Source organism: Bacillus sp. N447-1 (genome assembly GCF_022701035.1).
In the GTDB taxonomy this organism is placed as follows: domain Bacteria; phylum Bacillota; class Bacilli; order Bacillales; family Bacillaceae_G; genus Bacillus_A; species Bacillus_A cereus.
In genome coordinates this window covers 4587150-4604244 of record NZ_CP065509.1, presented here as the reverse complement: position 1 = coordinate 4604244, position 17095 = coordinate 4587150, and the positions used below count along the sequence as shown (strand labels likewise).

The following is a 17095-nucleotide window of genomic DNA, read 5'->3' as shown; positions in this document are numbered from 1 at the left end:
AATAAGAATCGCATGTGATTCCTCCTAGAATGAGAAATCTTGACTTAAAATATAGGAGTTTAAGTCCATCTCACCAGAATTAAGCATGCATCGAACATGCGAGTTAATTACAGCCGCTATCGGATCAATTCTTTCTGTTGTTTTTGACTTGTCCAACATAATGTTTTCGTTAGCATCCTGTTTTGTTATAGCATTACTAGTTGCCCAGTTCAGTACAGGGTTGTTGTTATGGATGACCTTCTTTTGATACACTTGTTCACGAAAATCCTTAGTAGGGCCTGATAAAGTTGCCATCCCTTGGCGTATTTCTATCATGGTATACCCTTCTGTCTCCATGTCTTGCATAAATTGTGTTGCGTTCCAAGGATCAGCACATATTTCTTTAATTTTAAATTTATGATCTTTTTCCATATTTCTAATATGCGTTTTAATATATTCGTAATCAACTACTGCACCAGGTGTTGTTGTGATCCATTTTTGTTGTACCCACAGATCATAAGGGACTTTATCCGTTTTTCTCTTTTCAGCTAACGTATCTTCTGGCATAAAGCTATGACTAATTACGATATACTTATCATCCTTTTTAAATTCAAATGAAATACTTGTTAAGTCAATTTTTGCTGATAAATCGACACCTACTGTGCACTCCAACCCTTTTAATTCGGATAATTCCACCGTTTCTTTGCAATCTTTCCATTTTTGCATATCCATGTAGCCATTTTCTTTCATATCCACCCATCTATTCATGTTTTTCGTGAGATAATTACGCATTTTCTCAGGTACATCAAGGGCTGATTGAAGTTCTCCCTTTAAGAAAGTACGTCCTTCTTCATAACTACATAGGATTGGGTTTGCTTTCTCCCACACTTCTGGATTCGTAATCTCATCATCTTTATCTAACTCATTAATCATGACAAAGTATTCTTCGTTTTCAATATCAATATTAGGGTCCAAAATCTTAGAAACATATTGATACTCCACACGATAGCAAGGATGGCTCAAATTGAAACCAGCTGTCGTTATAATCATCATGAGTGGATTCGGACGAGCGCCCGAACCTGAAACCAGAACATCATAAATTTCAGAAGTAGGATGCGCGTGATATTCATCAATAATTCCGCACTGAACATTCAGTCCATCACCAGATTTCCCAGCATCTTTTGAGAGCGCGGAAATAAAAGAATCCGTTTTAAGGTGTTCAATTTTCCCATACGCAATATTGAACTTTCCTTTTAAATCTTCACATCCATTCATTTGTGCTTTAATTTCATTCCAGACAATTTTACTTTGTTCTGTTTTCGTAGCACCAATGTAGACTTCTGACATATTTTCACCAAATGCCATTGCTTCATAAGAGCCTACACACGCTAAAGATTGAGACTTTGCGTTTTTACGTCCAACTTGCCAATACGCCTTTTTAAAACGCCTTAATCCTGTATTACGATGAACCCATCCGTAAATATTGCTAAATACGAAAATTTGTATGGAATGCGGTTCAATTCTCTGACCTGCTAATTTTCCTTTTGTATGTTTAAAAAGAGACATCCACTTTAAAAAACGAAGCGCTTTTTCTTCTTTAAAAACATATGGAAAATCTTCAGAACCTTCACGCTCAATATCTCTTAAAAATCGCTTACAAGCTTGTTTATGCTTCTGACAAGCCACAACTTCACCATTTAATACATCATCACAGTAGTCCAACATCCATTCTCTGATCATGTTATACGTCAAACTCCTTTTCTACGTTTGTTTTCGGACCTTGTTTGATATTTGGAATGACAATTTTCGCCCTTGCACTTGGTGTAAGACCAAACTCAACAGCCAAAGCCTTCATTTGTTCATGCAACTGCTTCTTCTTTGTAAGTAGTGGATGTGGAACTTTATTGGTTTCAGCTGCCTTATTGGTATATTCAACAAGAAGTCCTTCTTCTCGGATAATTTTGGTGCATTCAACATAGTCAGAATAAGCATCGCAATACGTTGCTAATGCATTCACATCTATGTTTGTGATAACGTCTAGCTCTAGTAATTCACCAGCAATTCTCCTAAACTCTTTCTTTGCAACTAAATCTAACCACGTTGGTGGCTTTACCTTGTCTTTTTTTGCTTGCAACTGTTTTTCAGCTTTTAATCGTTGTTCAATTTCATCTTTTGTCAATCGATTTGTATTACCTTCTAATAAATGCAAATGAATCGGCTTCGCTTTCCTTCCTATGAGAACCACCTCCCTCGACTGAACCCCCTTTTATGGAATAAAACGAACTTTTTACACGGAAAGCTAGGCGGCGGTCTCCAGGAAGTCGCCTTTTGCTTTTTCATGGTGGGGGGTTGGTTATGAATTTTTTCTTTCGAATTATTTTTTGTTTTTCTTCTCATCTTCTTTTGTTTTCTTGTTATGGCAAGCGTGACAGAGTGTTTGTAAATTAGTTGGTTCTAATCGTTTTGACCAATCCATTCGAATAGGTATGATGTGATCGACTACATCTCCTATCTTAATGATGTCATTGCTTCTACATTGAACACATAAGCCATGATCTCTACGATAAATAAGCTCACGCATATCCTTCCACAATCTTGAGTTGTAGAATGAGCGTGAGCTTTTGTTTCGTATGTGTTTGTCATAGTATCTTGTGGTCTCCTGTACTTTATCTTGGTGATTGATACAATACTTATCCCGTGTTAGTTCATTACAACCTAACGACTTGCATGGCTTGAATGGTTTACTTGGCATGTGTATCACCTGTAGGTTTAGGTATTGTTATACCATTACATTGTGAACAACGTTTACCAGATTCAGTTACTATATCTATTGTTGATTCATAACCGCAATTAAAACATTCACACTTCATTTGGTTTCTATTCTTCCATCTATAAAATAACTTCGCTATATTAAACCCAAGAAGAATAATCCAGAGAGGCGCGAGACAAATTGCAAATACAATAGAGATTATAAATGTACTTACTATATGTACACCATCATGTTTCTTTCTCTGTCCAACATCCCTCGCAACTGGATACATCGCAATGGAACTATAAAGGAAACCAATAATAAGATAGGTTAATATCATCATTTACTTCCCTCCATCCTCTTCCTCAACCGTTTCATTTCATCCTCGATAGCAAGATTCTTTTTATTAATCCGTTCATGACACTTTGCGATGTCCGCTTGATGCTTACGAATCTTATCATTCACATACGCAGCAACATGTTCATGCTTACAATGAGGACACGTGAAGTAACACTTTTCAATACGATTAGGAAGCTGTACTACTTGCGGTTGCATATCGTAATCTTTATTACAACTAGAACAATAGACTTGCATCTATCCTCACTCCTTATCTTTCCTTAGCATGTTCTTGAAACAATTGTATTTGCCGTTTGTTGAATTCTAGAAACAGCTTCACTAATTGTCTTCCCATCTAAAACAGTAAGAACTTTTACTGTGATTCCATCCAATTCACTCTTACCTATAAACTTACCCATGACCTTTTCCAACTTCTCTAACGCTTCCGCACATTCATTTGCAGCTTCTGTTACTTCCTTAATCCCTTCTAATGCTTCATTTGTATCAGCAGTTACTTCAATAATTAATTTGTTATTAGCCATTTTGTGAATCCTCCTCCAAAATAAAAAGCACCCGTATGGATGCTTTGAAATAGGTTATTAATTTGTACTTTAATTCCGGTACGTGAAGTTTTATCCTTATTCCAATCACCTAATAATGAACCGCTGATATGTATCAACAATATTAAGTAACTGGAAGAAGAGCAAAAGCTCTCCCTAATAATGGTACCATTCAATCATTACCATCTGCTGGTTTCGGATTTTATGTGCCATCATTACGAAATCGTTTAGACAACATATAGTTTATAAAGGAACATTGTGAGTTGTGTTTTCCGCCACTTCTCACAATACAAATATATCACGTGAATTCCAAAACAACCGGCACATATCCTGCCAAAAAGCGGTCACGACTCTGCCACTTATTTTTCCTATCAATATCTTAACTTACTCTTTGCAACTGTTTTACCCAAATCAGTGGTTTTTGGCAACTACTTATTTCCGCTGTTCTTTCTCTAATGAGTTACCCATATCTTGTATTGTGTGTAACTGACCCCTTCGCCAAATCCCTTGCTATCATTGATTTCATTTAACTTTCTCTTTTGAGTTACACAGTACGGAATTTATGAGTAACTGTATAGATTTAAAAAGAAAAAGCAATGCTTAGATTTTAAACCTAGTCATTGCTTTATCCATTGCATCTTGGTTTACACCTATATAACGTAACGTGACCTTCTCTGACGAGTGATTGAATATCTCCATAAGTAATGCTATGTTTTTTGTTTGCATGTACATATGATACCCGTACGTCTTTCTCAGTGTATGTGTTCCTATTTCATCTAGCCCAAACTCTGCCGCTGCTCCACTTAATATCTTATATGCCATGCTGCGGCCGATAGGGCGATTCTTGCCTTGTCTACTTTGTAAAAGGTATTCATGATCTTCCCTTTCTTCTATAAACCATTTTAGTTCTCTTTTTAATGCTGCAGTAATTTGTATTCGTTTCTGTTTCCCTGTTTTCTTCTCTCTCATAGATATATGACTACCTTTGACATCTCCTACCTTTAATTTCAAAATGTCCGAGATTCTCAGGCCTGTATTGATTCCCATAATGAAGAGAATGTAATTACGTAAGCTCTTTCCCTTAAAATAATTTTTTAACTGCTGTATTTGCTCCGGATCACGTATCGGTTGAACAAAATTCATTATTCATTACCTCCCTTTTCTTCTGTCTCGTAAACTTCTAATCCAAGTGCAAAAGCAAGCTTATAAAATGCTTTAGACTTCCAACGTCGATAAGTACGCTCTGACATCCCTATTTCGTTATAAACCATGTAATCACATACATCTTCTTCTTCTAAATATCGTTTATAAATAATATCTCTTTGAATACTTCCTGCACGTCCGTTTCCTAATCGATTTAGAAACTGATCAATACGTACAGACATTCTTTCAAGCCACTCTTCTCGTTTGCTTTGTTGAATATTTGCCATAGCAACATCTTCTAATGGTTTACCAACTGTATGTGTAGGACCATGCTCGCGTACTTCATAAGAAGGAGTGACTTTCATTTCTTTACGCATCATCCCAAATTGTCTATGTATACGTACGCTTTCCAACACACCTTCTAATTCCTCTTGTGTCGCTGTTCTATCGATTTTTGGTAAGAAAGATAATTGTTTAGTCATGTAAGACCACTCCTTTTTATTTTTAAATTACTTTTGTCTTATTGCTCCACGTCTTCGTTCATAGCAAGGTCTATGCATCCCCATTAAATCCTCAATTTCACGAGTACTTAATTTCTCTTTTCGTTTTTTCTTCTTTTTCTTCTTTGCTCGATTCGATTGCTTTTTCCATTCACGTAACTGATCTTTTAACCCCTTCATTTCCCCATCTCCCTTTCCAAAATAAAAAGGACACCTATTCCTAAAACAGCTTTAATTACTGTTCTAAAAATTGGTGTCCTCTAGTTTTCTAGCCGGACTATATTCTGTTTGCATTCACTTTAAAATACCAGCTTGTACAAAAATGTTTCTCCAAGCTCTATTCACTTGATACTTCTCCACATCTTTTGCACGACGAGCAATCGCTTTTCTAATTTTTCTTTTCTTCAAACCTTTCATTCTCCCAACCTCGCTTCAAAAAATATTTTAATGAATATCAGTTGACACAATTACAGACGGCTCTACGTTGATTTTTATTAGTTTTCTATAGTACACTTCACCATTAATAACAATAGATGTTTTTCTTGACCCTTTATAAAGTGGATTCCATTTTTTAAATTCATCCTCAGATATTAGTTTCCAAACTTTTATATCATTCATTGAATTTGTTAAATCATCAGTATCATAACGCAACCATTCCCAAAATACTTTTTCTAACCATTCGTCCAATTCGTTATGTTGTACGAAAACGTAAGATATATTACCACCATCACATTCTTCAAATACAAAGTAATACTTAGTTAAATAATCTTTTTGTTTATTCTCCACAAATTCTTTAAATGCTCTCCAATTACTTTTTAATCCCATATCGAATGTTTCCACTTCAATCTCTCCTTATCTACAAAAGGATTATTTTGTTCAAATTACTTGTAATACTCTCTGCATATTATTAATCCGTTCGTTAGCTGCAGCACAATATTCTTCCAAAATCTCGAACCCTATAAAGTTACGATTCGTATTTACAGCTGCTGCTGCAGTTGTTCCAGATCCCATGCAATTATCTAATACTGTTTCACCTTCATTTGTGTATGTTTTAATAAGATACTCAAAAAGAGCAACTGGCTTCTGAGTAGGATGCATAGCTTCCTTTTGTTTATCTGCAGAGAAACGTTGTACACTTCTCGGATATCTTTCTGTGCTTCCTCCGCCACTTATTCCAATCTTCGTTTTTCCGTAGTTACTACCATCATCTTGATGCTTTGTATATGAATTAACAGGAGTATGTCCCGTTGTTTTTATAGGGTTGTATGTTGGTAGCTTTTTATAAAAAACTAAAATACTCTCATGGGCCCTCATTGGCATCTTCTTTGCATTTAAATGACCTGTGGCTAATGTCTTTTCCCAAATCCAATCGTATCTAAATAGATTGGGATTACTCATAATTAACTTTGATGCGAATGGTTGAGTTGCTGTTAATACGATTGCTCCATCATCTTTAATGATCCGTTCATACTGTTCCCACAATTTATCGAAAGGGATTATTACATCCCATTTGTTTCGTGCAGTCACCCCATACGGCAAATCGCATAGAATCATGTCTACCGATTTATCCTGCAGTAATTTCATTCCTTCTAAGCAATCCATGTTGTGAATTTGGTTAATCACAAGCAACCCTCCTTTTCTAATAAAATAGCGTTTTTATTGTGTTTTAACTTTTATAATGTGTAACCATACGCCTTTCTGAAAAAACACTGTATTTCTGCCAGTCACAAGTGATTTTCTGATCCATTTAAAAGTTGGGTCTAATCTATTAGGAAACCTCCCATCAAACTTTCGTATCGTTGAGATTTTGAAATTCTTCATTCCTATAAAATTTTCTTCACCTATTTTTGTCATTTGTCTATTTCTTGTATATCTCATCCGCTCCATTCCCCTCTCAAATAATAATTTTGTTTAAATTTATTTCAATGCATAAAACTCTTCTGCTACACGTTTACACAAATATGATATTTGCAGTGGATCGGATACAGTCAAAGCAAGCAATTCTTCATAATCATTGTGATTTTCCATTAATGGAAGCAAATGCTCTCTACATGATGCCAATTGTTCTAAAAGTTCATTTTTTTCTTCTTTTAACTTTTTTGACTTTTCTATTTAGTTGCTCGTATTCATATTGAACGCAGCGTATGACACCTTCCATTTTATCTTTCATTTGTACCCCTCACTTTTTTTACAGGATTTAAATTGACTAGGTTTGCCCCCGTATGCCAACTTGTTGTAACATGAGTCACAATAATTCTCACCAGATTCTGTGGCTACTCCACGTTCAATTGTTTTATCGCAAACCTCACACAATACATCCCAATTTTCACGTTCTCTCATGATTTCCATCCCCTTTTCGATTAATTGTTATAAGGTTTCCAGTTCCAACTATCCAAATTGCATGTTTCCTTGCCATATACCTTACGCCCGCGTCCTTGCTCGACTTTTGTTATTTCGTACCACTTGCCAGTATCATCATCTTTCACAACGCCTTTACTTGGCTTATAAGAAAATGAAAATACCTTTTCACCATCTACATAAAATGGATACATCATAATCCCCCTTTCCGACCAAATAACGCTTTTGTTTAGTTTTCTTCCGGGTTCTCCCAATCTAATTCCGAACAATATACTGTAATTTTTTCTCCTTCGATATCTGGATCATCTCCAGGTTTCCATTCTTCATCACCAACAATAATATCCGTTACTTGCGGAGTGAGAATCGGTATACGATGACCTCTATTTTCTAAGATATATTTTTCAGCTTGTTCAACAAATTCTTTTTCATCTTTAAAATTTCTAATATCACTCAGAACAATCAATCCGTCATAATCTTCAAGAAAACCTTTAATGACTGTTTTCATTACCTCATGCTTCCCTTTGCAATCTCTACAATAATTTTTGAACTGTTTACCTGTATCTTTGAATGTGTATCCCTTTGATAACGCACCGTTCATTTTAGTATCAAAACTAGGCGGACAATCCGTTGTACATAGCGATTCTTTCTTTCTGCAATCATCACAAATCACAAATGTTTTATATGTTTTGATTTCCTCTGTTCTAAAGGCCATCTTTTCCCCTCCGTTTTTGTACAAAATTGAAATTCATTTAGCTTGGTTCTCATATGCCAATTTGTCGTAACATGTGTCACAGTAGTTATCTCCAGATTCTGTTGCTACTCCACGTTCAATCGTTTTATCGCAAACCTCACATAATACATCCCAATTTTCACGTTCTCTCATTATCTCCAGCTCCTTTTCTTAACAAAATTCAAATTTTGTCTTATTTTACATCTACACGTGCTTGGCTTGCTTCTCTACTAAAACCATCCGGATATCTTTTAGCTAATTTTGCAATATTCATTTGAGCGATATCTTCTAAGGTATATCCCATTTCGTGAGACATAATCGAAATGTAGTATAAGATGTCTCCCAGCTCTAAAGCGATTTTATGCGTATTCCCTTCTTCTTCTCCTGGACAATGAGCCGGATCAAATCCATGACCGTGGAAAATAGCTTTTTTTACAATATCAGCAATCTCACCAGCTTCTCCCGAAATGCCTAATGCTGCATTTAAAACACGTCCACCAAAATCCTGATTTGTATTCCATGTACGTAATGCCGCTTCTTGATATTGATCTAATTCAGAAATTTGATTGTTGTTCATTAAGGCTTGTCCTTCCTTTGCTTTGCTCATTAATTTCGTTGCTTCTAATACACCGTTTCCCATTATTTTCATTTTCATCTACTCCTCTTAAATAATATTTTTCTTTTTTGCCTTAGCTGGTGTTGTAGCTGCTTTTATCGGTTCCCATCCATAACTCAATCTAGATCTGAAAGTACTTACGCTGATGCCATTGGATTCAGCAATCTTAACAAGTTCCTTCCTGTCCATTTGTTTACGCGTCGGAATACTTGCTGCATCTTTAGGATCCCAACCATTATTTACCCTGCTATAAAAAGTACTTGAATTGATTCCGTTTTCCGTTGCCAATTCCAACCACTTATTGCTTTTCCCTTCGTTCATATGCCAATATGTTCTTGGCAGTGTGGTCAATGCTTCTTGTAGTTCCCAACCGTATCTGTACATTCTCATGTAAAGAACCCTTCTGCTAATACCGTTTGATTCAGCTTGCTGATATTCCTCATCAGTTAACCAACGATTGAAAGCCATCACTTTTCCTCCTAATCCAGTGCTAGAAATTCAGCTCTGGTACGATTTGAATGAGTTATCCTAATCTTCTGAATACCTTTTCCATGCTCTTCTATTGTTGCGTTCCAAGCGTCAGTTTCAGTTTTAGCATCAAAACAATCCAGCTTTTGCCGTTCCTCTTTATCGTAAAAATGGACCTCATAGCTTGGATTCAAAAACTTTTCACTGGTGCTTATCGCGTTGTAATTGAAACTACCTATAACATCATCGATTGTTAATTGCTTCATAATCGTATCCCCAGTTATTTAATTTTTTCTGTGATCGTAGTTGAAACACGATCAACTTTTCCGCCTTGCCAAGTGATTACTTGTTCCCCGAACCCTGTTACTGGAGGATTCAGTGGCGTAACCTCACCATTCTTGACCACATAAATTTTATTATCAGTAACATCGATTTCAACTTTCGTAGGCTTCATACGACTGAAATCCCCCTTTTTCTTGTTAGCTAACTTTTTGTTGTTGATTCTGTTGCAACTCTTGTTTCATTGATTCAAATTTAATTAACCACGCTTGCCAACGCTTATCGTTTTCTTTTTGCTGTTGCTTGGCTAATTCACAGTTACAGCCTTCTGTTATAGTGACACCTGGATAAGTTTCTTTACGAATAATTCCTGTATCATGACATAATGCACACATGCTTATTCCTCCTTTTTGAAGTTACGCAAACTGTAATTTTCACCATACATTTTCAATACTTGAGTATCTTCCATAATCCGACTAAACTCACGTTCTCCGTACATTCCAGCTAACTCCATAACTCTAAAGTTTGTTGTAAATAAGTTTGTTCTGCCTAGCCTACGCTCGAGAATATCCTTTGTTTTCGTTTTCTTCCAAGTAACTCCCTCAGCATCTTTTTCCGTGAACTCGGCTCCAAAGTCATCTAATACAAGTACATCCACATTTGCGAGAATAGACATTAGCTTGTCCTCTGTTAATTCGCTATTTTTGTTCCATGTAGATGTAATTTTTGTGAAGAGTGCATTCATTTCAATAAACATTGCACTGTAGCCTTTTCTCATAATTTCTTTTGTAGCTGCTACACATAAATGACTCTTTCCGACTCTATAGTCACCTGTAATTACAATACTTTCTGACTTGTTAGGATCAAAGTTTTTAGCAAAATCCATCATTACTTCTTTAGCCTTTGCTAATTCTTTGGTAGGCGGTTCATAGCTATCAAATGTTGCTTGCTTCAACTTAGGATTTATAAGGCTGTTATCTGAAAACGAATCGTATAAATGAATAATTTCGTTCTTCTTCTTAATGGCCAATGTTTCTTTTGCAAGTTGCTGATCCTCTTGCTCTACCGATCTACATTGTGGACAAAACTCTTCATTCGTTTTTGTATCTATAAGTAAGCGTTTATTACAAACGTCTTTAATTTTGTCTTTGCCGACCAAGAAAACATTTGTACATCTATTAGGAGACAACACATAACTTTGAGCAAATTTACTCAAAATCGTATTTTTCGATGAAGCTACTGTTTTTCCTAACGCTTGCATTGTTTTTCTCTCCTTTTTTACCTTTGTTTTTAAACTCTATTTCTGCTGCATTAACATCAGCTAAAGTACGAATGTTTTTATTAACCCACTGTTTTAAAATGCCCTCAGCATAATTCCATTTCTTTTGATGTTTCAAAGCACGTTCCATAGCTGCCTTTACAAGTTCTTCGCTTGTATCGTTTACCCATTGCGAAATACTTTCGGCTATGAATGAATTTAAAATCCCGAAATTATTTTCGTAGAAAGAGAAGATGCTACTACTACTTACATTCTCTGTAGTATTCTTTGTAGTAATCTCTGTATTTGTCTTTACTTTAAAGTCAGGAGCTTCATTACTTTCATGTGAAGAGGTACCTGATTTTGAAATAACTACCCTCTTTACTTCAAAGTCAACAGGGTCTTCTTCGACTTGTTGATACATACTTGATATGCTTTTTATTTCACTTACTTTAGGCTCAACGAACATTACATTATTTAAAGTGATTTCATTTACAATAATTGTTCTAAATTCGATTACGATTAAGTTCATATCCACTAATAAGTCACAAGCTCGTTTAACTTGTAGTTTTGAAAACCCAAATGTTTCTGCTAATTGCTGATAACTCTTTTGTAACTTATCTGATTTGAATTTTTTCTTATAAGTAACCTTGCCAGTATATTCATCTCGAATAACTGTAGGACGATACCAATAGACGATTTCACTCAATACCATAATTGCTACAATGTGAGGCTTACCATTACTAAAAGTGATGTAATTAAACCATTCATGATCCACTACATTACCTTTGAAATTTAATCCACCAATTTCAGTTACTACGTTTACCATAAAAATTTACCTCCTAATACAAACTGCCACATATGCTTGTCCACTTTTGATTATTCGTTGAATTTCATAATGTGGATAACCAACTTTGAAATACTGTTCAATCATTTCCTTTAATTCGTCCTTGCTCTCTGCTAAGTTCCAGAATTTATTAGGTAATAGCACTTGATATTCAGTTAAACGCATGTACTATTTCCCTACTTTCCGTGATATACTTATAACAAGTGTTTTTTCTTAAAGGACCCACTGCCATGGGTCTTTTTATTTTGTTCTACGTCACTCCAAGCCCATTGTTTTATTGGCTCATAAGTGATGTAAAGTAACCATGAACCGCATGCGATTAACATTGCAAATATGACTAATGATGTTGTATCTTCCACTAAATCACCTCCTTATTTATCAAACGGTAATTTTGTTAAAAATCCGAAATTTAATTTTAACTAGCATTTGCTCCCACCTTTTGTGCTTCTACCCATTTAAGAAAATCTTCCGCTTTAACCCGTTTACTTTTTCCAATCACAATTGTTGGGAAATCCTTTCTCTTCATAAGTGCATATGCTGCTGATCGAGAAATATTTAAGAATTCTTGTACATCCTCTGCTTTCAGTGAGAATGGTAACTGTTTTATTTGGTACATGTTTTTAGCTCCTTTTCATTTTTTATTTAAGCCATCTTACAATTGAACTTTTTTAAAAAAAGTTTGATTTTCTTGAACCTCAACACCTAAAAAAAGATTATATATGTCTTCTTCTAATATTTGCGCTATTTGCATTGCATCATCTAATGTTGGAGTTGCGTAGCCAGTTTCCCAATTACTGATTACCGTTTTCTGTTTATTTATCAATGCTCCTAGTTGTTCCTGGGTAAAGTTTTTACGTTTACGAGCTTTAATTAAATTGTGTCGTTTCTTTCCCATGATGACACCTCCTAAAATCCAACTTTCTTGAACTTGTTACACTCATTATATATCCAAGTTTTTTGTACTGTCAATAATAATATTTGAGTTTTTTGGATTTTTAAACAAAATTTTAAAAACTAATGCAAAACTTTTACAAACAAAGTACAATTTAATTGTACTTTTAAATTAGAAAACAGTTTACAGTTTTGGATATAATATATATGGGGTGAATTTATGACTATTTTAGGGCAAAGAATAAAACTTTCTAGAAAGAAACGTGGATTAACACAAGATGCATTAGCATTAAAAATAAAAGAAAAGTTGGATACGGAAACTAAAGTAACTAAAACTACAATTTCTAATTATGAAACAGGCTATAGTTCACCATCTAACGAAACTTTAGTTATCATTTCAGATGTATTAAACGTATCTGTCGATTATTTATTAGGCCGATCTGATGATCCGGAATTAAATGCAGTTCAGTTCACTGAATTAAGAAAAGAATTTAACGAACTAATTGATATGTTAGAGAAGATGCCAAAAGAAAAACAAGATATGTTACTGGATATGATGAAGGCTGCTGTAGGCCATAATAAAAAATGATTGTCAGCAATTGGGCTAACAATCATTTTTTTCTTTTTTTACTATGTTTTTTATATTCTCTACCAATTTTTTTTCATTCTCATCTGTAGTTAATGCTCCTAATTTTAACATTTCCCATAAAGTGCTCTCTAGTACATTTTCCATCCTCGGTTCCCCCATCATCCTTAATTATTCAAAAATATCAAATTGTAGAAAATGAATAACCCCTTAAACGTACGAAATGCCATTGCACCCTTAGATGCAATGGCATTTTAATTTATTTGTTATCCTAAAGTACCTGGATCCATTTTCATTAGTTGTACTTCTTTTGCTTTTCCTGTTGCTTGATTATCTTTAGTTGGTACCGAACTAATCGATAACACTGATAATGCGAGCGTACATGCAATAACTACACTAGCAATTATTTTTTTCATTCTCACTGTCCCTCACTTTAAGATATCAAAAATTTTTATGTAGAATAAGTTTCCGTCCTTTAAGAACCGGTGATATGCCTTTTTTCTCAATTCTTCATCATTCATCGCAATCGATAAATAAAAATCTTGAGTTGCAGTTCGATTGCTGATTTGATTTAATATTTTGCAAGCTTCACTGTTCTTGTTTTGACGAATACACTGTAACGCAATTTCAGCGTCGTCATGTATATATTCTAATTTTACAGGAATATTATGAATAATACAACAGAAAGCAGTTGTATTTTCCACTAATTTTCTTTTTAGTAATGATTTGTTATTCTTAATCTTTCTTAATTCTGAAAGCGATAATTCAAAAAAATACAATGCTTTATCAGGATTACTGAAAATATAACTCTCAGCAAAAATACTAAGTGCTGTAGCTTTCAATAAACGCGGAATCTCTTGTTTCTCTAGTACATGCTGTAATAATTCCCTTGCCGTTTTTACTTCGTCTTGCATTAAACTTGCATATGCACATATTATATTTAATTCTACTTCGTTTAATGTCTTTTCTAAGCCTTTTGGCATTTTATCAATTTTCTCCTGAATAATTCCTTGGAGAACAGTTAATACATTATATGCCCCTAAATCAAAATAACCATATACACTTAAGGTATTCACAAGAATATTCACACCTGTTTTATTTAAATTAACTTTTGTACGTAATGTTTCAATTTCTTTAAGAAACGCTCCCGATCTCAATGATTGAGTTTGTCTATCTAAACAAACTCGGAATATATCTCTATAATTATTAGTTACAGATTGTTTATAATCGTTCTCAACAAGATCATGAAGTAATTCCGTATAACCTGACTGATATAAATAATACATTGCAGTTCTTATATCAGCTTCTTTATCTGTATACTTTAAAAATTCTTGAACCACTGCCATCTTCTGTTCTTCAGAGTCAAGACCACTCAATATTTTAACTAATTTTGCGAAAGTCATAGGTACTTTTCCATTCAATGTTTTCCATAAATTTGACTGTGATAAATTTGTGATTTTTGAAAGCTTTACTGAATTTAATTCATCATCTAAAACAATACCACTTAAACTAGATACTTTATTCATAACGAAGCCTCCTTTGAACGCGAGACACCTTCCCTGAACTTTCTCAATAGAAAACCTATACCATTCAAGTTTTTTTTAAGTTTATATGTTATACTTGTGCTGACTCATGGCAAGTATTTTCCCTACCGTATTAGGGGAACAGCATAAGAGTGGCTGCACACTACTTTTGCTGCGCTATGGGTCTTTTTTGTTCTTATTTTTATATTTAAAATCAGTTTATCACAAGATTTAGAATCTTCCATTCAGTTTATTATCAAATCATGTTGAGAAAGTTTTTTTCGAAAATTCCTTTTTCACTAAGAATATTTTACCATCAAAAGAACACTTGTTCTAGTTTATTTTTAAATATAGTCCAAAAAATTAAGCAAATATAATATTTAAGGCAAATTATTTGGTATATATAGTCTAAAAATATTGCCTTATTTATAATAAAGGCATGAATACATTTGGAGAAAATTTAAAAAAATTTAGGAATGCTCGCACTTTAACACAAGCCGAATTCGGCGATAAAGTCCAATTAAGCCGTAGTCAGATTAGTAATTTGGAAACTAATTTTAATGAGCCGGATTTGGATTCGCTAGATCGTATCGCGTCATTTTTTGATATCTCTGTCGATACACTAATGGGCCGAAAATTCACGACAAGTGAAAAGCACTTAGAAAATGTTCTCGATGAAATTCAAACGGTTTTCGCAGGCCTAGATGAATCCCAACGAGAACAATTCTGTAAACAACTCAAGTTTTACACGCAATTCTTAAACGAGAAAAAAGAATTGTTATGAGTCGATTGTAGTAGAAAACATTTCCAATCGCAACGGTAAAAATTAACAAATTTTCACAAAAAAAGAGAGCACTTGGCTCTCTTTTTTATATTCCTGTGCCTGGATCTTTTATGTATCCTCCACCTGCCCCAGGATCATACATCCCCATTCCGCCACCTGGATCTTTCCAATACCCTCCACCCGGATTTGGGTCATACTTCAATTGACTTCCACCTAAACCGCCTGGATCATAGTTATCTCGTTTCATTTTCTTAAGCCTCCCGGTTCTTTTCGCCATCCACCACCTGGATCAGTTGTATATCCCCCGCCTGGTCCTGGATCGAAAATACCCACACCTACTCCTGTCCCCGGATCGTATAACTTCCACCCTGTACCAGGTTCCTGTGATTCTTTAGAGTGTAATAACATAATTACCATCCTCCTGGATCAGTATTATTTTTTAAACCTCCACCACCTGGCTCATTCATTCTATGTCCACCTGGTTCTATTTTTAATCCTGCGCCCCCATTACCTGGATCAAGTACTAATGGACTTCCACCTGCTCCTCCTGGATCAGAAATTACCTTTGAACCTCCTGGGTCTTTTATGTAGCTTTTCATAATCTCACTCTCCCCTTTCTTTTATACACCTGTCCCCGGACCATAAATTGGTTTCCACCCTGTTCCTGGATCTTCGTCATATTTCCAACCGCCACCGCCTGGTTCGTTATGCCAACCTACACCAGGATCAGCTACTCTGTGACCACCAGGTTCTTTTGTGAACTCTCCCATTTTTATCCCCCTTTCTTTTTGTATACAAATATTGTAGCTTACTTGTTCTATACCTGTAAATTATACAAGAAAAGAGCCTAATGGCTCTTTTTATTTTTCATCTGTAATTTCATTTACAACTTTCATAATTCCTTGAGTTCCTAAATACATGCAGTTAATTGCACGTTTTATATCATCATCATCATCAGTATCTCCAAGAACCCAATCCAACATGATTCCTAATCCAGCTAGCACATCATTCATTGCACCATCAAACGATTTCATCATTGATATTTCATCACTAGTAATGTTTTTAGTCAATTTATCATATGTAAGACCTTCATAAAACTCCGCTAGACTTGGTATGACTACTTTCAATTCATCATTTATTTGCTCTTTCGCTTTCGATAACTGACTATCATCTTCTTGTAACAATGCATTATTGATATAATTCATTATCGTATTCATCGACACTGATAATTTCGGGAGATATTCTAACAGTACTTCTATAATTTCATTGTTAGTATCATTATTCACTTTTTAACACCTTCCCTCCACAGTTCGAACAAAAATTATCCTCTAAACTGTTTATCTTTCCACAACCAATACATTTGATTCTATAAACCTTACTGCATGCTTTGCAGAACATCGCTTCAGGCCCTAAAGGAACTTCACAATCACTACATGCATTTAGCGCAAAGGTATCAATTAATGCATTTTCTATTCTATATAAATAGGT

37 protein-coding genes are annotated in these 17095 nt (G+C 34.8%); 2 read left to right on the top strand and 35 right to left on the bottom strand.

What is annotated here, in order from left to right; genetic code table 11:
- Window positions 1-24: 24 nt before the first annotated feature.
- The 26 genes from IQ781_RS23700 to IQ781_RS23575 form a co-directional block, all read right to left on the bottom strand.
- Window positions 25-1719 carry a terminase large subunit gene (locus IQ781_RS23700; protein WP_242808183.1) on the bottom strand — a complete coding sequence of 565 codons (1695 nt, stop codon included), beginning with the start codon at window positions 1717-1719 and terminating at the stop codon, window positions 25-27.
- A 1-nt stretch (window position 1720) separates the two neighbouring features.
- Window positions 1721-2224: a phage terminase small subunit P27 family gene (locus IQ781_RS23695; RefSeq protein WP_242808182.1), complete on the bottom strand. Its 504-nt coding sequence runs from the start codon at window positions 2222-2224 to the stop codon at window positions 1721-1723.
- A gap of 129 nt (window positions 2225-2353) precedes the next feature.
- Entirely contained in the window at window positions 2354-2731 is a 378-nt protein-coding gene (locus IQ781_RS23690; RefSeq protein WP_242808181.1) for an HNH endonuclease, read from the bottom strand.
- On the bottom strand, window positions 2721-3071 hold the full coding sequence (locus IQ781_RS23685) for a hypothetical protein (RefSeq protein WP_242808180.1): 351 nt from the start codon (window positions 3069-3071) through the stop codon (window positions 2721-2723). Before IQ781_RS23685 ends, IQ781_RS23690 begins: the two co-directional genes overlap by 11 nt.
- The gene (locus tag IQ781_RS23680; protein WP_242808179.1) at window positions 3068-3322 is read right to left on the bottom strand and encodes a hypothetical protein; all 255 of its coding nucleotides are present in this window, start codon (window positions 3320-3322) and stop codon (window positions 3068-3070) included. The genes IQ781_RS23685 and IQ781_RS23680 overlap by 4 nt, the downstream gene beginning before the upstream one ends.
- 23 nt (window positions 3323-3345) lie before the next feature.
- The gene (locus tag IQ781_RS23675) at window positions 3346-3606 is read right to left on the bottom strand and encodes a hypothetical protein (protein ID WP_242808178.1); all 261 of its coding nucleotides are present in this window, start codon (window positions 3604-3606) and stop codon (window positions 3346-3348) included.
- A gap of 618 nt (window positions 3607-4224) precedes the next feature.
- Window positions 4225-4767, bottom strand: a complete 543-nt coding sequence (locus IQ781_RS23670) for a site-specific integrase (protein WP_242808177.1) — start codon at window positions 4765-4767, stop codon at window positions 4225-4227.
- Window positions 4767-5249 (bottom strand): ArpU family phage packaging/lysis transcriptional regulator, encoded by a 483-nt coding sequence (locus IQ781_RS23665; RefSeq protein WP_242321823.1) that lies wholly within the window; start codon window positions 5247-5249, stop codon window positions 4767-4769. The genes IQ781_RS23670 and IQ781_RS23665 overlap by 1 nt, the downstream gene beginning before the upstream one ends.
- Window positions 5250-5276: 27 nt before the next feature.
- Window positions 5277-5447 carry a hypothetical protein gene (locus IQ781_RS23660; RefSeq protein WP_242808176.1) on the bottom strand — a complete coding sequence of 57 codons (171 nt, stop codon included), beginning with the start codon at window positions 5445-5447 and terminating at the stop codon, window positions 5277-5279.
- Window positions 5448-5561: 114 nt separating this feature from the next.
- Window positions 5562-5684, bottom strand: a complete 123-nt coding sequence (locus tag IQ781_RS23655; RefSeq protein WP_242808175.1) for a DUF3983 domain-containing protein — start codon at window positions 5682-5684, stop codon at window positions 5562-5564.
- 27 nt (window positions 5685-5711) lie between these two features.
- Window positions 5712-6107, bottom strand: a complete 396-nt coding sequence (locus IQ781_RS23650) for a hypothetical protein (protein ID WP_242808174.1) — start codon at window positions 6105-6107, stop codon at window positions 5712-5714.
- Window positions 6108-6143: 36 nt separating this feature from the next.
- On the bottom strand, window positions 6144-6890 hold the full coding sequence (locus IQ781_RS23645; protein WP_242808173.1) for a DNA-methyltransferase: 747 nt from the start codon (window positions 6888-6890) through the stop codon (window positions 6144-6146).
- 737 nt (window positions 6891-7627) lie between these two features.
- A complete protein-coding gene (locus IQ781_RS23640) occupies window positions 7628-7819 on the bottom strand; it encodes a hypothetical protein (protein ID WP_098285164.1) in 192 nt (63 codons plus the stop codon).
- A 35-nt stretch (window positions 7820-7854) separates the two neighbouring features.
- Complete coding sequence (locus IQ781_RS23635; protein ID WP_242808172.1) at window positions 7855-8337, bottom strand: hypothetical protein; 483 nt, start codon at window positions 8335-8337, stop codon at window positions 7855-7857.
- Window positions 8338-8370: 33 nt separating this feature from the next.
- Window positions 8371-8508 (bottom strand): hypothetical protein, encoded by a 138-nt coding sequence (locus IQ781_RS23630; RefSeq protein ID WP_242808171.1) that lies wholly within the window; start codon window positions 8506-8508, stop codon window positions 8371-8373.
- 40 nt (window positions 8509-8548) lie between these two features.
- Window positions 8549-9004 carry a nucleoside triphosphate pyrophosphohydrolase family protein gene (locus IQ781_RS23625; protein ID WP_242808170.1) on the bottom strand — a complete coding sequence of 152 codons (456 nt, stop codon included), beginning with the start codon at window positions 9002-9004 and terminating at the stop codon, window positions 8549-8551.
- Between the two features lie 15 nt (window positions 9005-9019).
- Complete coding sequence (locus IQ781_RS23620) at window positions 9020-9439, bottom strand: hypothetical protein (protein ID WP_242808169.1); 420 nt, start codon at window positions 9437-9439, stop codon at window positions 9020-9022.
- Between the two features lie 11 nt (window positions 9440-9450).
- Window positions 9451-9705, bottom strand: coding sequence for a hypothetical protein (locus IQ781_RS23615; protein WP_242808168.1), 255 nt, complete (start codon window positions 9703-9705; stop codon window positions 9451-9453).
- 14 nt (window positions 9706-9719) lie between these two features.
- On the bottom strand, window positions 9720-9893 hold the full coding sequence (locus tag IQ781_RS23610; RefSeq protein ID WP_000805174.1) for a DUF3954 domain-containing protein: 174 nt from the start codon (window positions 9891-9893) through the stop codon (window positions 9720-9722).
- A gap of 25 nt (window positions 9894-9918) precedes the next feature.
- Window positions 9919-10113 (bottom strand): hypothetical protein, encoded by a 195-nt coding sequence (locus IQ781_RS23605; RefSeq protein ID WP_242808167.1) that lies wholly within the window; start codon window positions 10111-10113, stop codon window positions 9919-9921.
- A gap of 2 nt (window positions 10114-10115) precedes the next feature.
- On the bottom strand, window positions 10116-10979 hold the full coding sequence (locus tag IQ781_RS23600; protein WP_119683346.1) for an ATP-binding protein: 864 nt from the start codon (window positions 10977-10979) through the stop codon (window positions 10116-10118).
- Window positions 10927-11805 (bottom strand): DnaD domain-containing protein, encoded by an 879-nt coding sequence (locus IQ781_RS23595; protein WP_242808166.1) that lies wholly within the window; start codon window positions 11803-11805, stop codon window positions 10927-10929. The genes IQ781_RS23600 and IQ781_RS23595 overlap by 53 nt, the downstream gene beginning before the upstream one ends.
- Window positions 11806-11811: 6 nt before the next feature.
- Window positions 11812-11988, bottom strand: coding sequence for a hypothetical protein (locus IQ781_RS23590; protein ID WP_001241124.1), 177 nt, complete (start codon window positions 11986-11988; stop codon window positions 11812-11814).
- 29 nt (window positions 11989-12017) lie between these two features.
- Complete coding sequence (locus tag IQ781_RS23585) at window positions 12018-12182, bottom strand: hypothetical protein (protein ID WP_000390305.1); 165 nt, start codon at window positions 12180-12182, stop codon at window positions 12018-12020.
- 56 nt (window positions 12183-12238) lie between these two features.
- Window positions 12239-12439, bottom strand: coding sequence for a helix-turn-helix domain-containing protein (locus IQ781_RS23580; RefSeq protein ID WP_000284332.1), 201 nt, complete (start codon window positions 12437-12439; stop codon window positions 12239-12241).
- Between the two features lie 36 nt (window positions 12440-12475).
- Complete coding sequence (locus tag IQ781_RS23575; protein ID WP_000516833.1) at window positions 12476-12718, bottom strand: helix-turn-helix transcriptional regulator; 243 nt, start codon at window positions 12716-12718, stop codon at window positions 12476-12478.
- A 216-nt stretch (window positions 12719-12934) separates the two neighbouring features.
- Here IQ781_RS23575 and IQ781_RS23570 point away from each other — a divergent pair, with 216 nt between their 5' ends.
- The gene (locus IQ781_RS23570; protein ID WP_000153812.1) at window positions 12935-13303 is read left to right on the top strand and encodes a helix-turn-helix domain-containing protein; all 369 of its coding nucleotides are present in this window, start codon (window positions 12935-12937) and stop codon (window positions 13301-13303) included.
- A gap of 15 nt (window positions 13304-13318) precedes the next feature.
- Here the strand turns inward: IQ781_RS23570 and IQ781_RS28200 are convergent, their stop codons facing one another.
- The 3 genes from IQ781_RS28200 to IQ781_RS23560 all read right to left on the bottom strand — a co-directional run bounded on the left by IQ781_RS28200 (window position 13319) and on the right by IQ781_RS23560 (window position 14826).
- Window positions 13319-13447 (bottom strand): hypothetical protein, encoded by a 129-nt coding sequence (locus IQ781_RS28200; protein ID WP_000432511.1) that lies wholly within the window; start codon window positions 13445-13447, stop codon window positions 13319-13321.
- A 119-nt stretch (window positions 13448-13566) separates the two neighbouring features.
- Window positions 13567-13716: a hypothetical protein gene (locus tag IQ781_RS23565; protein ID WP_100618357.1), complete on the bottom strand. Its 150-nt coding sequence runs from the start codon at window positions 13714-13716 to the stop codon at window positions 13567-13569.
- A gap of 12 nt (window positions 13717-13728) precedes the next feature.
- Entirely contained in the window at window positions 13729-14826 is a 1098-nt protein-coding gene (locus IQ781_RS23560; protein ID WP_089148318.1) for an AimR family lysis-lysogeny pheromone receptor, read from the bottom strand.
- A gap of 436 nt (window positions 14827-15262) precedes the next feature.
- Between IQ781_RS23560 and IQ781_RS23555 the strand changes: the two genes are divergently transcribed.
- Window positions 15263-15607, top strand: a complete 345-nt coding sequence (locus IQ781_RS23555) for a helix-turn-helix domain-containing protein (protein WP_001091277.1) — start codon at window positions 15263-15265, stop codon at window positions 15605-15607.
- A gap of 85 nt (window positions 15608-15692) precedes the next feature.
- On the opposite strand, the gene IQ781_RS23550 is transcribed toward IQ781_RS23555, so the two are convergent.
- The 6 genes from IQ781_RS23550 to IQ781_RS28495 all read right to left on the bottom strand — a co-directional run bounded on the left by IQ781_RS23550 (window position 15693) and on the right by IQ781_RS28495 (window position 17005).
- A complete protein-coding gene (locus IQ781_RS23550) occupies window positions 15693-15854 on the bottom strand; it encodes a hypothetical protein (protein WP_175423370.1) in 162 nt (53 codons plus the stop codon).
- On the bottom strand, window positions 15851-16015 hold the full coding sequence (locus IQ781_RS23545) for a hypothetical protein (protein WP_192797195.1): 165 nt from the start codon (window positions 16013-16015) through the stop codon (window positions 15851-15853). The genes IQ781_RS23550 and IQ781_RS23545 overlap by 4 nt, the downstream gene beginning before the upstream one ends.
- Before the next feature lie 2 nt (window positions 16016-16017).
- Window positions 16018-16206, bottom strand: a complete 189-nt coding sequence (locus tag IQ781_RS23540; protein ID WP_029438037.1) for a hypothetical protein — start codon at window positions 16204-16206, stop codon at window positions 16018-16020.
- Between the two features lie 21 nt (window positions 16207-16227).
- On the bottom strand, window positions 16228-16377 hold the full coding sequence (locus tag IQ781_RS23535; RefSeq protein ID WP_242808165.1) for a hypothetical protein: 150 nt from the start codon (window positions 16375-16377) through the stop codon (window positions 16228-16230).
- A gap of 90 nt (window positions 16378-16467) precedes the next feature.
- Window positions 16468-16893, bottom strand: a complete 426-nt coding sequence (locus tag IQ781_RS23530) for a hypothetical protein (RefSeq protein ID WP_242808164.1) — start codon at window positions 16891-16893, stop codon at window positions 16468-16470.
- Window positions 16886-17005, bottom strand: a complete 120-nt coding sequence (locus IQ781_RS28495; RefSeq protein ID WP_481748671.1) for a double zinc ribbon domain-containing protein — start codon at window positions 17003-17005, stop codon at window positions 16886-16888. Before IQ781_RS28495 ends, IQ781_RS23530 begins: the two co-directional genes overlap by 8 nt.
- Between the last annotated feature and the right edge of the window lie 90 nt (window positions 17006-17095).